Annotated in this window: 14 protein-coding genes and 1 pseudogene; 8 read left to right on the top strand and 7 right to left on the bottom strand. The window is 71.6% G+C overall.

From position 1 onward, the window contains the following. Nucleotides 1-4 precede the first annotated feature (4 nt). On the top strand, nucleotides 5-487 hold the full coding sequence (locus AB0B01_RS25095) for a cytochrome P450 (RefSeq protein ID WP_361723290.1): 483 nt from the start codon (nucleotides 5-7) through the stop codon (nucleotides 485-487). 34 nt (nucleotides 488-521) lie between these two features. Here AB0B01_RS25095 and AB0B01_RS25090 read toward each other — a convergent pair whose 3' ends face one another. Next, nucleotides 522-938, bottom strand: coding sequence for an arsenate reductase ArsC (locus AB0B01_RS25090; RefSeq protein WP_361723230.1), 417 nt, complete (start codon nucleotides 936-938; stop codon nucleotides 522-524). A 100-nt stretch (nucleotides 939-1,038) separates the two neighbouring features. On the opposite strand from AB0B01_RS25090, the gene AB0B01_RS25085 reads away from it, so the two are divergent. Together AB0B01_RS25085 and AB0B01_RS25080 are read left to right on the top strand one after the other, a co-directional pair. Further along, entirely contained in the window at nucleotides 1,039-1,353 is a 315-nt protein-coding gene (locus AB0B01_RS25085) for a metalloregulator ArsR/SmtB family transcription factor (protein ID WP_361723227.1), read from the top strand. 67 nt (nucleotides 1,354-1,420) lie between these two features. Further along, a complete protein-coding gene (locus AB0B01_RS25080; RefSeq protein ID WP_361723287.1) occupies nucleotides 1,421-2,161 on the top strand; it encodes an aquaporin in 741 nt (246 codons plus the stop codon). Between the two features lie 165 nt (nucleotides 2,162-2,326). Here the strand turns inward: AB0B01_RS25080 and AB0B01_RS25075 are convergent, their stop codons facing one another. After that, entirely contained in the window at nucleotides 2,327-2,815 is a 489-nt protein-coding gene (locus AB0B01_RS25075; RefSeq protein ID WP_361723284.1) for an N-acetyltransferase family protein, read from the bottom strand. Nucleotides 2,816-2,820: 5 nt separating this feature from the next. After that, nucleotides 2,821-3,192 (bottom strand): metalloregulator ArsR/SmtB family transcription factor, encoded by a 372-nt coding sequence (locus tag AB0B01_RS25070; RefSeq protein ID WP_361723224.1) that lies wholly within the window; start codon nucleotides 3,190-3,192, stop codon nucleotides 2,821-2,823. 128 nt (nucleotides 3,193-3,320) lie between these two features. On the opposite strand from AB0B01_RS25070, the gene AB0B01_RS25065 reads away from it, so the two are divergent. Both AB0B01_RS25065 and AB0B01_RS25060 read left to right on the top strand, forming a co-directional pair. Further along, nucleotides 3,321-3,518, top strand: coding sequence for a hypothetical protein (locus AB0B01_RS25065; protein ID WP_361723221.1), 198 nt, complete (start codon nucleotides 3,321-3,323; stop codon nucleotides 3,516-3,518). Between the two features lie 45 nt (nucleotides 3,519-3,563). Beyond that, on the top strand, nucleotides 3,564-4,928 hold the full coding sequence (locus AB0B01_RS25060) for an NAD(P)-binding domain-containing protein (RefSeq protein ID WP_361723218.1): 1,365 nt from the start codon (nucleotides 3,564-3,566) through the stop codon (nucleotides 4,926-4,928). Between the two features lie 535 nt (nucleotides 4,929-5,463). On the opposite strand, the pseudogene AB0B01_RS25055 reads toward AB0B01_RS25060, so the two are convergent. Continuing rightward, nucleotides 5,464-5,922 (bottom strand): annotated as a pseudogene (locus AB0B01_RS25055) (FAD-dependent monooxygenase); the annotation flags it as partial. A gap of 74 nt (nucleotides 5,923-5,996) precedes the next feature. Between AB0B01_RS25055 and AB0B01_RS25050 the strand changes: the two are divergent. Beyond that, the gene (locus AB0B01_RS25050; RefSeq protein ID WP_361723215.1) at nucleotides 5,997-6,371 is read left to right on the top strand and encodes a VOC family protein; all 375 of its coding nucleotides are present in this window, start codon (nucleotides 5,997-5,999) and stop codon (nucleotides 6,369-6,371) included. 80 nt (nucleotides 6,372-6,451) lie between these two features. Here AB0B01_RS25050 and xdhC read toward each other — a convergent pair whose 3' ends face one another. The 3 genes from xdhC to AB0B01_RS25035 are packed head-to-tail and all read right to left on the bottom strand — an operon-like array spanning nucleotide 6,452 to nucleotide 11,206. After that, nucleotides 6,452-7,309 carry a xanthine dehydrogenase accessory protein XdhC gene (gene xdhC, locus AB0B01_RS25045; RefSeq protein WP_361723281.1) on the bottom strand — a complete coding sequence of 286 codons (858 nt, stop codon included), beginning with the start codon at nucleotides 7,307-7,309 and terminating at the stop codon, nucleotides 6,452-6,454. Between the two features lies 1 nt (nucleotide 7,310). Then, nucleotides 7,311-9,710, bottom strand: coding sequence for a xanthine dehydrogenase molybdopterin binding subunit (gene xdhB, locus AB0B01_RS25040; RefSeq protein ID WP_361723212.1), 2,400 nt, complete (start codon nucleotides 9,708-9,710; stop codon nucleotides 7,311-7,313). Continuing rightward, entirely contained in the window at nucleotides 9,707-11,206 is a 1,500-nt protein-coding gene (locus AB0B01_RS25035) for an FAD binding domain-containing protein (RefSeq protein ID WP_361723209.1), read from the bottom strand. Before AB0B01_RS25035 ends, xdhB begins: the two co-directional genes overlap by 4 nt. Before the next feature lie 729 nt (nucleotides 11,207-11,935). On the opposite strand from AB0B01_RS25035, the gene AB0B01_RS25030 reads away from it, so the two are divergent. Beyond that, on the top strand, nucleotides 11,936-12,343 hold the full coding sequence (locus tag AB0B01_RS25030) for a YciI family protein (protein ID WP_361723206.1): 408 nt from the start codon (nucleotides 11,936-11,938) through the stop codon (nucleotides 12,341-12,343). Between the two features lie 8 nt (nucleotides 12,344-12,351). Continuing rightward, nucleotides 12,352-13,497 carry a DUF6596 domain-containing protein gene (locus AB0B01_RS25025; protein WP_361723278.1) on the top strand — a complete coding sequence of 382 codons (1,146 nt, stop codon included), beginning with the start codon at nucleotides 12,352-12,354 and terminating at the stop codon, nucleotides 13,495-13,497. Nucleotides 13,498-13,520: the final 23 nt, after the last annotated feature.

Below are 13,520 nucleotides of genomic sequence, written 5' to 3'. Positions count from 1 at the left end.
TCGTCTGGCCGACGCGGTCCTCTCCGAGGCGATGCGCCTCTACCCGCCGATTGCGGGCGTCGCCCGCCGTCCCCTGGACGACTTCGCGGTCTGCGGCCACCGAGTCCCCAAGGACAGCTTCGTCGCGGTCATTCCGTGGGCCGTCCACCGCGATCCCCGGTGGTGGCCGCAGCCGGAGCTCTTCGCCCCGCAGCGCTGGCTGGAGACCGCGCGGTCCGCCGGCGCGGCGGACGAGCTCACCGGTCACGCGGTACGGCCCGGACGTCCGCGCCTCGCCTATCTCCCCTTCGGCGGCGGTCCGCGCCAGTGCATAGGCAATACCTTCTCGCGGATGGAGGGCGGCATGACGCTGGCCGCCCTGGGGCGGTACTGGGAGTTCGAGCCCGTTCCCGGGTTCGCGGTCGACCCGCCGGCAAGGATCACGATCCGGCCGCGGCTCGGTCTGCCGGTGTCCGCCACGCGCCGCGGAGCGCGTGGCGTCCATTAGTCCTGGAACCGGGTGACCAGGAGTCACGAAGAGTTCATGCGTTCTCGGCGTCGATCTCGGCGATCAAGCCCTCGATGAGGGTCCTGATCTCGTCGCGGATGGGGCGGACGGCCTCGACGCCCTGTCCCGCGGGGTCTTCCAACGGCCAGTCGCGGTAGGTCTTGCCGGGGAAGTACGGGCAGGCGTCGCCGCAGCCCATGGTGATGATGTAGTCCGAGGCCTGGGCGGCCTCGGGGGTGAGGACCTTCGGCTTCTCGTCGGAGATGTCGATGCCGAGCTCGGCCATCGCGGCGACGGCCGCGGGGTTGACCTGGTCGCCGGGCACGGAGCCGGCGGAGCGGACCTCGACGCGGTCGCCCGCGAGGTGCCGCAGGAAGCCGGCGGCCATCTGGGAGCGGCCCGCGTTGTGGACGCAGACGAACAGGACGGATGCGAGCGGGCGGGGAGGCATCGTTCTTCCTTCACGGCAGGCAGGCTGCGGCACGTCATCGGCTTGCGGCGGGTTCAGCCCAGGCTGATATCAGCCATCGGTGATGTGACAGTATCAGCGCATGATGACGTCGGTCGACACTGAACTGATGCGGGTTCTGGCCGACCCGCTCAGGCTCCGGATCGTGACCCTCCTCGCGCGGGAGACGCTGTGCACCACTCACCTCGTGGAGGAGACGGGTGCGAAGCAGACGAACCTGTCCAACCACATGAAGGTGCTGCGCGAGGCCGGGGTCGTGGACACGGAGCCGTGCGGGAGGTTCACCTACTACCGCCTGCGCCCGGACGTCATCGAATTGCTCGCCGGTCAGTTCGCCGACCTCGCCCGGACCGCGCGTGCCGCCGCCGAAGCGAACCTCAAGCGGTCCTGCCCGTAACCCCGTTGCCCCACCTGCCCGAGGAGAACGCCGTCTTGACCACCGCCGAACCGCTGTGAGCGACGCCATGGCCGCGGGCCCGGCTCCGCAGCCCGCGCCCTGCGCGACCCCGCCCCCCAAACCCCTGGTCGCCCGCGCGGCCGCGGAACTCGTCGGGACCGCCGCCCTCGTGGCGATCGTGGTCGGCTCCGGCATCCAGGCGACCGGGCTGACCGATGACGTTGCCCTGCAGCTGCTGGCCAACTCCACCGCCACCGTCTTCGGTCTCGGCGTCCTGATCGCTCTCCTAGGCCCGGTGTCCGGCGCCCACTTCAACCCCGCCGTGAGCCTGGCCGAGTGGTGGACGTCGCGCCGCGCCGGCGCCGGGCTGACCGCGGGCGAGCTGGCCGCGTACCTGCCCTCCCAGATCGCAGGTGCGATCGCGGGGGCGATCCTGGCGGATGCCATGTTCGGTGAGCCGCTGGTGAAGTGGTCCACGCATGACCGCTCGGCGGGGAACCTGCTCCTCGGCGAGGTGGTGGCGACCGCGGGTCTGGTCCTGTTGGTCTTCGGACTCGCGCGTACGGACCGGCTGCGGTTCGCGCCGGTTGCGGTGGCCTCCTACATCGGTGCCGCGTACTGGTTCACCTCCTCCACCTCCTTCGCGAATCCTGCGGTCACCATCGGCCGTGCGTTCACCGACACCTTCGCCGGGATCGCCCCGTCCTCGGTGGCCGGGTTCATCGGCATGCAGCTGGTCGGGGCCGTGGCCGGACTCGGTCTGGCCGCGTTGATCTTCATGAGCTCCGGCGATCGCCTGCGGCCATGACCGCGGTGAAGCGGAGGTTGGCACCGAGGACGGTGAAGCTTGGTCACGGACCCGCCTGCTACGGCCCGAACACACCTCCGGGGCATGCCGCCAGGTACCCGTCCCGGCCTTGTCCGGACCTCCGAGTACCGGATGGCGGCTCCCTGCCTGAAGGTGCAGCGCGGCTCACATCACCACGGTGCTGCGGCGTTCCAGCAGGACCACGTCCCGCCACGCGCCGTGATGTCGGCCGATCCGCTCGCGCGTGCCGATGACGCGGAAGCCCGCGCGCTGGTGGAGGGTGAGACTGGCGGTGTTCTCGGGGAAGATCCCGGACTGGATCGTCCAGATCCCGGCGGCCTCGGTGGAGGCGATCAGGGTGTCCAGCAACGTGCGGGCGACGCCGCGGCCGCGGGCGTCGGGGTGGACGTAGACGGAGTGCTCGACCACTCCGGCGTACGCGCACCGGTCCGAGACCGCGCTCGCGGCCACCCACCCCAGCACGGCGTCGGCGTCGTCGAGGGCGACGTAGCGGTGCCGGGGCAGCCTGCCCTGGTCAAAGACCTCCCAGGCCGGGGCCCGGGTCTCGAAGGTGGCATTGCCTTCGTCGATCCCGGCCTGGTAGATCGCGAGGACCTGCTCGGCGCGCTCGGGCAGCAGCGCCTCGATCCGCATCCGGCTCACACGGTTGCCTTGGCGGCGCCGGCCAGGAGCGCGCCCATGGCGGCGAGCACGGACGGCTCGACGCGGTAGTACACCCACGTTCCGCGCCGCTCGGAGGACAGCAGTCCCGCCTCTTTCAGCTTCTTGAGGTGGTGGGAGACGGTCGGTTGGGAGACGCCGACGTCGGAGATGTCGCACACGCACGCCTCGCCGCCTTCGTGGGAGGCGACGGCGGAGAACAGGCGCAGGCGGACGGGGTCGCCGAGGGCCTTGAACATCTTCGCCGCGACTTCGGCCTCGTCCGCGGACATGGGGCGCTCGTTCAGCGGGGGGCAGCACGGCACGACGGCCTCGGGCTCCAAGAGCGGCAGAACGTTCGCATTCGACATGTGCCTATGTTGACACATGTCGAATCAGGCGGCTGATTCGACATGCTTCTATGTTGACGCCTGTCGAACCAGGTGCCATGCTGGCCACGTAAGACATCGACAGTCATCTAAGCAGCGAGGGAGTCGTCATGAACGAGCCGGTCACCCCCGCCACCGAAACCGCGGCCTCCTGTTGCGCCCCGGCCACCGCGGAGCCCGCCGCTGAGACGGCTCCCGCAGGATCCTCGCCGTGCTGCGGCACCAGCGGGCGCGCCGAAGCGGCCGGAGCCTGCCGCGACCCGCAGGCCAAGCGCGAAGCCGTCGCCACCGGCGCCGACTGCTGCTGACGAAGCGAAGCTCCCCCCGCCTGCACGAAAGCCGGAGACACGCCCATGAGCAAGACCACCGTCGAACTTCCCGTCGTCGTGATCGGTGCCGGCCCCGTAGGACTGGCCGCCGCCGCCCACCTGACCGAGTACGGCATCCAGCCCCTGGTCCTGGAAGCCGGGCCGGCCGCCGGCGCCGCGGTGCGCGAGTGGTCGCACGTGCGCCTGTTCTCCACCTGGGGCGAAGTCGTCGACCCGGCCGCCGAGAAGCTCCTCGCGCCGACCGGCTGGACCAAGCCCGACAGTGCGACGTACCCCGCCGGCGGGGACTGGGCCGAGCTCTACCTCCAGCCCCTCGCCGACGCCCTCGGCGACCGCGTCCGCTACGGCGCCCGCGTCACCGGGGTCTCCCGTGCCGGCCGCGACCGGATCGTCGACGCCGGCCGCGAGCAGCAACCCTTCGTCGTCCACATCGAGACCAATGGCGGCCGCGAGGAACGCTTCTTCGCCCGCGCCGTCGTCGACGCCTCCGGCACCTGGTCCACCCCCGGCCCCGCCGGCGCCGGCGGCCTCGCGGCACTCGGGGAGAAGGCGGCCGCGGACCGGATCACCTACCGCGTCCCCGACCTCACCGACCCGGCCGTCCGGGCCCGGTACGCGGGCAAGCGCACCGCCGTCGTCGGCTCCGGCGCCTCCGCCTTCACCGCACTCGCCTCCCTCGCCGACCTCGCCAAGGCCGACGACGGCGCCGGCACGCACACCACCTGGATCCTGCGCCGCGGGATCTCCGGCTCCACCTTCGGCGGCGGAGAAGCCGACCGGCTCCCCGCCCGCGGTGCCCTCGGCCTGGCGGCCAAGGCCGCCGTCGACGGTGGCTACGCCGACGCCGCCACCGGCTTCCGTACGGAGGCCATCGAGCGGGACGGGGAGGGCCGCCTGGTCCTGGTCGGTGACGACGGCCGTCGTCTGCACGCCGTGGACGAGGTGATCGTGCTGACCGGCCTCCGCCCCGACCTGTCGTTCCTGGACGAACTCCGCCTCGGCCTCGACGAACGCCTCCAGGCCCCCCTCGCCCTGGCCCCGCTGATCGACCCCAACCAGCACTCCTGCGGCACGGTCCCTCCCCACGGCCGCAGCGAGCTCTCTCACCCCGAGAAGGACCTCTACCTCGTCGGCATGAAGTCCTACGGCCGCGCCCCGACCTTCCTGGCCATGACCGGCTACGAGCAGGTCCGCTCCATCGCCGCCCACCTCGCCGGCGACCGCGAAGCCGCCGAACGCGTCGAACTCACCCTCCCCGAAACCGGCGTCTGCGGCGGCGCCGGCCTCTTCGACCGGCCGGAAGCCGCCGAGCAGAACGCCGGCGGGTGCTGCGCCGCGCCGGCCACCCTCGCCATCGGCACCCTGACCGCGGCCCCCGGCGGCTGCTGACCGGCATGCCACACACCCCAGTGGGAGGCGGGACGGTCACGACTCCGTGTGTGACAGGTGCGCGGTGGGCCCGTCCGAGCCGCGGTGCCTGAAGTTGACGGCCGAAGCCTTGGCCAGGGCCGCGGGGTTCAAGAAGCGCAGCGGACCGACGGGATGCGAACAGGAACACGTGCCGCGCTGCCGACTCATCGCGCGCTGCCGCTGAAAACATCAGCCGTTCCAAGGGGTTGAACGGACGGGCCGTGGCGAAGTCGGCGGCCAGGTACTGGTGACCGCGCAACCGGCGGCGGTGCCTGCGCGCGTACACCGCGAGCGACCTCGGCAGCCGCTTCTTGTCCGGGAGTACCGCGATCACCGTCACCTCGTCGTCGTTCGGAAACGCGTACGCCATGTCGGGTTCGAGGAACCAGGACTGACCGATCCCGCCGTGCAGCGGAAGGTTGCGGAAGTGTGCGAGACAGCCGAACCGCGCGTTCTCGTACAGCCGTGCAGGTACCCCGGCGAACTTCGCCACGGCCGAGTCCTTGCCGTCGGCGCCGACCACCAGGCGGGCCCGGATCTCCCGCTCGCCCCGCGGTGTCGACGCGCGCACCCCCACGGTTCGCCCGGCTTCCCGGACCAGCCCGGTCACCTGGTGACCGGGGAGCAGATCGACGCCGGGGGTCTGCGACGCACGGGTCCTGATGAGCGGGTCGAGGGTGCTGCGCCGGATGCTGTACACGTACGGCAGCGCGGGGCCGGCCGGCGCGGCCCTCGGCTCTATCCATCCCCAACGGGTGTACCACCGCGCCTCGTTGTGGACGGCTCCGGCCTTCTCAAGGGCGGGGACGAGGCCGAGTTCGTCCAGCACCGGGTAGGCGCCGGCCTGGAGCGAGTGGGTGCAGAGCACCTTGTGCGCATCGGGGTCCGAGCGGCGTTCCAGCAGTGCGACGCGGACACCGCGTCGAGCGAGCAGGATCGCCGCGGCGCTGCCGGCGAGGCCGGCTCCGCTGATGACGACGTCGTAGTCGTGTGCCGCGCTCTACGCGGCCGGTGATCGGCTGCCGGGTCGTACGTACACTGACGGGCATGGCATGCCGCATCAGTGAGTTGGTCATCGACTGCGCCGATCCCGACCGGCTCGCCGCGTTCTGGAGCGAGGTCCTCGGTTACGTCGAAATCGGCCGCGAGGACGACGAAAGCATCGCGATCGGGCCGCCCGACGGCGGCCCGCAGCCCACCCTCGTCCTCAGTCCCGGCAGCGCCCCGCGGACCGGGAAGCTCCGACTGCACATCGACGTCAACGCCACCGACCGCGACCAGGACGCCGAGCTGGAGCGGCTACTGGCTCTCGGCGCCAGGCCCGTCGACGTCGGCCAGACCGGTGCCGAGAGCTGGCACGTCCTGGCCGACCCGGAGGGCAACGAGTTCTGCCTCCTGCGCGACCGGCTCCAGCCCCTCTGACCACGCGCGTCCTGACGCCAAGCCGCTCGGCCGTGCGAGTGCGCCGGCGCGGTACCCGAAGGACCGCGTCCCGGCGGGCGCTATCCGCTACCGGAGACGGGGACGGCGGCGAGAGCGTTCGGCGCCGGCCACGGGCGGTCCTGTTCGAAGGTGCGCAGCAGGTCCGCCGCGACGCTCACCGCGATCGTGGCGGGTTCCTTGCCGGTGATCCCGGTCAGGCCGATGGGGGTCTTGATCCGGTCGATGGTGGCGGCGTCGTGGCCGCCCTCGGTGGACAGGCGCTGCCGGAACCGTGCCCATTTCGCGGCCGAGCCGATCAATCCGATCGAGCCGAGACCGGCGGTGCGCAGGGCGGCGTCGCACAGCGCGGCGTCCTCGGCGTGGTCGTGGGTCATGATCAGGACGTGGGTGCCGGGCGGCAGCTCCGTGAGCACCTCCTCCGGAAGCAGTGGTGTGTGGTGCACGTGGATCTGCGCCACCGCGTCCGCGAGCCCGCCGAGCCGTTCGTCGGCGAGTACGTCCGGGCGGGTGTCGATCAGGTGCAGATCGAGGTCGTGGCGGGCCAGGATGCGCGCCAGCTCCAGCCCGACGTGCCCGACGCCGAAGACGGCCACCGCGTGGACCACCGGCAGCGGTTCGAGCAGTACGCTGACGGCTCCGCCGCAGCACTGCACGCCGTGTCGGCTGGTGACCTTGTCGTTGAGGGCGAACTCCATCAGCTCCGCATCCGCATCGGGCACGCCGATCAGCTCGCGGGCCCGATCGATCGCGACGGCCTCGATGTTGCCGCCGCCGATCGAGCCCCAGGTCTCGTTCTCGCCCACGACGAGTTTCGCGCCGGCCCGCCGGGGCGCGTGGCCGCGCACGGTCGCGACGGTCACGAGCACACCGGGTTCCCGGCGTGCCCGCAACCGCGCGACCGCGGTCACCCAGGTCATGTCAGGCATTGCTCAAAGCGTTCGCGTCGGTGGCGATCCCGTTCCCGTTGCGGGCGTGGCCGTCCCCCTGCGCGCCGCCTCCGCGGGCCGCTTCGATCGCCCAGTACACCGCCTCCGGTGTCGCGGGGGAGGCGAGTTCCACGCTGACTCCGGCGGCCCCGAACGCCGCGGCGGCCTGCCGCAGTGCTTCCCGTACCGAGAACGCCAGCATCAGCGGAGGCTCGCCCACCGCCTTGGACCCGTAGACCGCGCCCTCCTCGGTGGCGTTCTCCAGCAGCCTGACGTTGAACTCCTCGGGCATCTCCGAAAAGCTCGGCAGCTTGTAGGTGCTCGCGGCCTGGGTCAGCAGCCGGCCGCGGTTCGGCCCGTCACCGGTGTCCCAGCGCAGGTCCTCCAGCGTCAGCCAGCCGGCGCCCTGCACGAAACCGCCTTCCACCTGACCGATGTCGATCATCGGGGACAGGCTGTCGCCGACGTCGTGCACGATGTCCACCCGCCGGATGCGGTACGCGCCGGTGAAGCCGTCCACCTCCACCTCGGTCGCGGCGGCGCCGTAGGAGAAGTACTTGAACGGCGAGCCCTGGAACGTCTTCGCGTCCCAGTGCAGACCCTCGGTCCGGTAGAAACCGGCCGCCGACAGCTGGACCCGCTGGAAGTACGCGGTGCGCACCAGGTCGTCCCAGGCCAGCTCCTTGTCGCTGCCGAGGGCGCGCGCGACGCCTTCGACGATGCGCACGTCCGAGGCGTTCGTTCCCAGCTGGGTGCCGGCCACCTGAAGCAGCCGCTCGCGCACCTGCTCGCAGGCGTTCTTCACCGCCGCACCGTTGAGATCCGCTCCGGAGCTGGCGGCGGTGGCAGAGGTGTTGGGCACCTTGTCGGTCCGCGTCGGGGCCAGCCGTACCTTGTGGAGCGGGATACCCAGCGTGGTCGCGGCCACCTGCAGCATCTTGGTGTGCAGGCCCTGCCCCATCTCGGTGCCGCCGTGGTTGATCAGGACCGAGCCGTCCTTGTAGATCAGCACCAGCGCGCCGGCCTGGTTGAAGGCGGTGAGGTTGAACGAGATTCCGAACTTGATGCCGGTGACCGCGAGCGCCCGCTTGGTGTGCGGGTGCGCGGCATTGAACGCCGCGATCTCGCGCCGGCGATCGGCGATGCCGGCGTCGGCCTGGACCTGCTGCCAGACGGTGGAGATCCGTTCGGGGTGGGCGACCGGCTGCCCGTACGGCGTCGACTGGCCCTGCCGGTAGAAGTTGCGCTCCCGCAGCTCCATGGGGTCCAGGCCGAGCAGCGGCGCGCACCGGCCCATGATGTCCTCGATCACCAGCATGCCCTGCGGTCCGCCGAAGCCGCGGAAGGCGGTGTTGGAGACCTTGTTGGTCTTGGCGATGCGACCGGCGATGCGCGCGTGGGGAATCCAGTAGGTGTTGTCGATGTGGCACAGCGCACGGGCCACCACCGGCTCGGACAGGTCCAGGCTCCAGCCGCCGTCCGCGGTCAAGGTGGCGTCCAGGGCCTGGATGCGGCCCTCGTCGTCGAAGCCGATCTTCCACTCGGCGTGGAACCCGTGGCGCTTGCCGGACATGGTCAGGTCCTGGGTCCGGTTGAGCCGCACCCGCACCGGTCGGCCGGTCAGCTTGGCGCCGAGCGCGGCGACGGCGGCGAACCCGTGCGGCTGCATCTCCTTGCCGCCGAAGCCGCCACCCATCCGCAGGCACTGCACGGTCACCTCGTGGCTGTGCAGGCCGAGCACGTGCGCGACGATTTCCTGCGTCTCCGAAGGATGCTGGGTGCTGCTCTGGACGAACACCTGACCGTTCTCGTCGATCAGGGCCAGTGCCGCGTGCGTTTCGAGATAGAAGTGCTCCTGGTCGGAGAACTGGAACTCGCCGGTGAAGACGTGCGCGGAGTCGGCGAAGCCGGCGTCGACGTCGCCGGTCAGCATCACGGGCCGGGCGCCGTGGAAGCTCTCGGCCGCGATCGCCTCCCGCAGGGTGATCAGGGAGGGCCGTTCGTCGAGCTCCACCTCGACGGCCGCGGCACCGAGCCGGGCCGCCTCCAGGGTCTCGCCGAGCACCCAGGCGACCGCGTGGCCGTGGAACATGACCTCGTCGGGGAACAGCGGTTCGTCGTGCTTCATTCCGGCATCGTTGACGCCGGGTACGTCGGCGCCGGTCAGCACGCGGACCACGCCGGGTACGGCGAGCGCGGGCCCGGTGCGCAGCGCGGTGATCCTGCCGTGGGCCTTCATGACCTGGACCGGGTGGGCGTGCAGCACGTCCTTGGTGCGGGAGACCAGGTCGTCGGTGTAGAGCGCGGTGCCGGTGACGTGCAGGGTGGCGCTCTCGTGCGGCATCGAAACGCCAACGACGGGCTTTTCGGGACGCTCGGACAAATGGCTCATGACGACACCGCCTCGGTGGTTCGTACGTACAGCTTCAGCAGGCTCTGGCCGAGCATCGCGGAGCGGTAGTCGGCGCTGGCGCGGTGGTCGTCCATCGGCGTGCCCTGGGCCTGCAGCACCTGGGCCGCGGCCTCGACGGTCCGGGCCGCCCACGGCTTGCCCTCCAGGGCCGCCTCGGTGGCGAGGGCGCGGATCGGGGTGGCGGCCACGCCGCCCAGGCCGATGCGTGCCTTGCGGACGATCCCGTCCTCGATGTCGAGTGCGAAGGCGACCGCCACGCTGGAGATGTCGTCGAAGCGCCGCTTGGCGATCTTGTGGAAGGCTGCGACCGGCGACAGCGGCAGCGGGATGCGCACCGAGCGGATCAGCTCGCCGGGCCGGCGCACGCTCTGCCGGTAGCCGGTGAAGTAGTCCGCCAGCGGGACCTCGCGCTCGCCGTCGGCGTGGGCGAGCACCACCGACGCCTCCAGTGCGAGCAGCGCCGGCGGGCTGTCGCCGATGGGGGAGCCGGTACCCAGGTTGCCGCCGAGCGTCGCGCTGTTGCGGATGAGCCGGGATGCGAACTGCGGGAACAGCTCTGCCAGCAGCGGGACGCTGCCGTCGAGGCGGCGTTCGATCTCGGTGAGGGTCTGCGCCGCCCCGATCTCGATGTGGTCCGGTGCGACCCGCAGCTCCCGAAGTTCGGGCAGCCGGTCGACGGCGACGACGCAATTCGCCCTGCGGGAACGGATGTTCACCTCCACCCCCCAGTCGGTGCTTCCGGCGACCACCACCGCGTCCGGCTGCTCGCGCAACAGCTGCAGTGCTTCGGACAGGGTGCCCGGCCGCAGGAACGCGGCTCCGTCCTGGGTGTATGCGGTGGCGGCCGGTGCCGGAGGGGACTGCTCGCGACGCTGCGCCAGTGGGTCGTCCTCGGTGGGCGTACCGACGGCGAACGCGGCATCGCGGATCGGGCGGTAACCGGTGCAGCGGCACAGGTTTCCGCTCAGCGCGTGCAGATCGAAACCGTTCGGACCGTGCTCGGAGTCGGTGCCGTCGCTCGATCCCGATCCCGATCCCGATCCCGAGCCCGAGTCCGCTTTCGCGTGCGCGCAGCGCTCGGGCCGGTAGTACTCGGCGGCCATGCTGCAGATGAATCCCGGTGTGCAGTAACCGCATTGGGAGCCGCCGCGGACCGCCATCTCCTCCTGCACCGGGTGCAGCGTGGGAGCCGTACCGGGCTCGCCGGCGGTGGCGAGCCCCTCGGAGGTGATGAGCTCCTGACCGTCGAGCGCCGCGACGGGGACCAGGCAGGCGTTGACCGCCACCCAGTCGGTGGGCTTGTTCACCCCGGGACGGGCCACCAGGACCGAACAGGCGCCGCATTCCCCCTCGGCGCAGCCCTCCTTCGTTCCGGTGAGGCCGCGCTCGCGCAGGAAATCCAGCACCGTGGTGTGGGGTGCGGCCGGTGAAATCGGGGCTTCTTTCCCGTTGACCGTGATCCGCGCCGCTACCATGGCACGTCCTCGTTTCGGAGCGCGGTCGATCGGATGGTCCTAGTCGCCATTTCGAAAGCTTTCTGTTGCGGTGGCGCAGGTCGAGAACCCGGCGCGTGAATCCGCACGCAACGACGTGCCGCAGCCGGTGAAAGGAGATCGGAAGGTGCCGGGGCCGCAGTCGGGCACGCCGGGAAAAAGGGGCTGCTCAGCAGCCGTGTGCTACACGGCCCGGAGCCCAGGCGGTCTCGTGGGTGAGGCGACGCACGTCGGAGATGATCGACATCCGACTTCGCCCCCTTCCATGAACCCACGAACCGGTGCGGCAGAAGCTACGTCGCCGTAGGTCCATCGGTCAAGCCGACGTGCGGCGGAGGTCCACCTCGTCTTTGCGGTCGGCGTCGTTGCTCCGCCGGCCGCTGAGCCGTCGGCCGGGGTCTGTCCGGCCGTCGGGGTTGCGCCGCCGGAGACGGTGTACGGGGCCGCGCGTCTTCCGCCAGGACTCGGGCTCCGGCGAGGAGGACCGCCATCTCCGACCCCTCACATTCGAGCCGGACCGGCCGTACACACCGGCATCCTCCACGAGAATGAACCTGTGGGGCATGCATAGGCCAGACCGTTCCGTTCGGTGGGATCGCCGCGTCGCAAAAAAACTTCGGACGACGATGTCGAGAACCCCCGACCGGCTCCGTCCCCGTGGTGAACGCGACCACAATGGGTCGCGTCGCACCAGCACCGAGGAGAGACACCATGGCCAAGTACCTGCTGCTCAAGCACTACCGCGGCGCTCCGGCCCCGGCCAACGACGTGCCCATGGACCAGTGGACGCCGGAGGAGATCTCGGCCCACGTGCAGTACATGAACGATTTCGCGGCCCGGCTTGAGGGGACGGGCGAGTTCGTCGACGGTCAGGCGCTCGCCCCCGAGGGCGCGTGGGTCCGCTACGACGGCGAGGGTCGCCCCCCGGTCACCGACGGCCCGTTCGCCGAGACCAAGGACCTCATCGCCGGCTGGATGGTGATCGACGTCGACAGCTACGAGCGCGCCGTCGAGCTGGCCGGGGAGCTGTCGGCCGCCCCCGGGGCGGGCGGGAAGCCGATCCACGAGTGGCTGGAGGTGCGCCCGTTCCTGGCCGCGCCGCCCACCATCACGGAGTGACCACCCCGATGGACGAAGCGCTGCTGCGGAGCCTCACGCCGAGCGTGCTCGCGATCCTCGTCCGCCGCGGAGCCGATTTCGCGGCGGCCGAGGACTCCGTACAGGACGCGCTGGTCGAGGCGGTCCGCAGCTGGCCGGCCGACCCTCCTCGGGACCCCAAGGGCTGGCTGGTCACCGTGGCCTGGCGCAAGTTCCTCGACGCGACCCGGTCGGACGCCGCCCGCCGCCGGCGTGAGGACCGCGTCGACGAGGAGCCGGCGCCCGGCCCCGCACCCGCGGCGGACGACACGCTCCAGCTCTACTTCCTGTGCGCCCACCCGTCGCTGACGCCGTCGTCCGCGGTCGCGCTCACGCTGCGCGCCGTCGGCGGGCTGACCACCCGCCAGATCGCCCAGGCCTACCTGGTGCCCGAGGCGACCATGGCGCAGCGGATCAGCCGTGCCAAGCGCACCGTCTCCGGCGTGCGGTTCGACCGGCCCGGCGATGTCGCCACCGTGCTGCGCGTCCTCTACCTGGTCTTCAACGAGGGCTACTCCGGCGATGTCGACCTCGCCGCCGAGGCCATCCGGCTCACCCGGCAGCTCGCCGCCGCGATCGACCACCCCGAGGTGGCCGGGCTGCTCGCCCTCATGCTGCTCCACCACGCCCGGCGCGCCACCCGGACCGCGCCCGACGGCAGCCTGGTGCCGCTCGCCGAGCAGGACCGGGGCCGGTGGGACAGCGGGGCGATCGCCGAGGGCGTCGAGATCCTCCAGGCGGCCCTCGCCCGCGACCGGCTGGGCGAGTTCCAGGCCCAGGCCGCCATCGCGGCACTCCACGCCGACGCGCCCACCGCCGAGGAGACCGACTGGGTACAGATCGTCGAGTGGTACGACGAGCTCGTGCGCCTGACCGACAGCCCGGTCGTCCGGCTCAACCGCGCGGTGGCCGTAGGCGAGGCCGACGGCCCGCGCGCCGGACTGGCGGCGCTCGCGGCGCTGGACGCCGCACTGCCCCGCCATGCCGCGGTGGCGGCGTACCTCCACGAGCGCGTCGGCGACCTGGCGACGGCGGCACGGCTCTACGCCGAGGCGGCCCACAAGGCGCCCGACCTCGCCGAGCGGGACCACCTGACACGGCAGGCCGCCCGGCTCAACGCCTGCCGGGGTCGCTGACGGGCCGTCCCCTCCACGAAGAG

It is taken from the genome of Streptomyces sp. NPDC044571 (genome assembly GCF_040647115.1).
Classification (GTDB): Bacteria; Actinomycetota; Actinomycetes; order Streptomycetales; family Streptomycetaceae; genus Streptomyces.
Note: the sequence above shows the minus strand (reverse complement) of the source record. Positions and strands in the feature narration are given on the sequence as shown.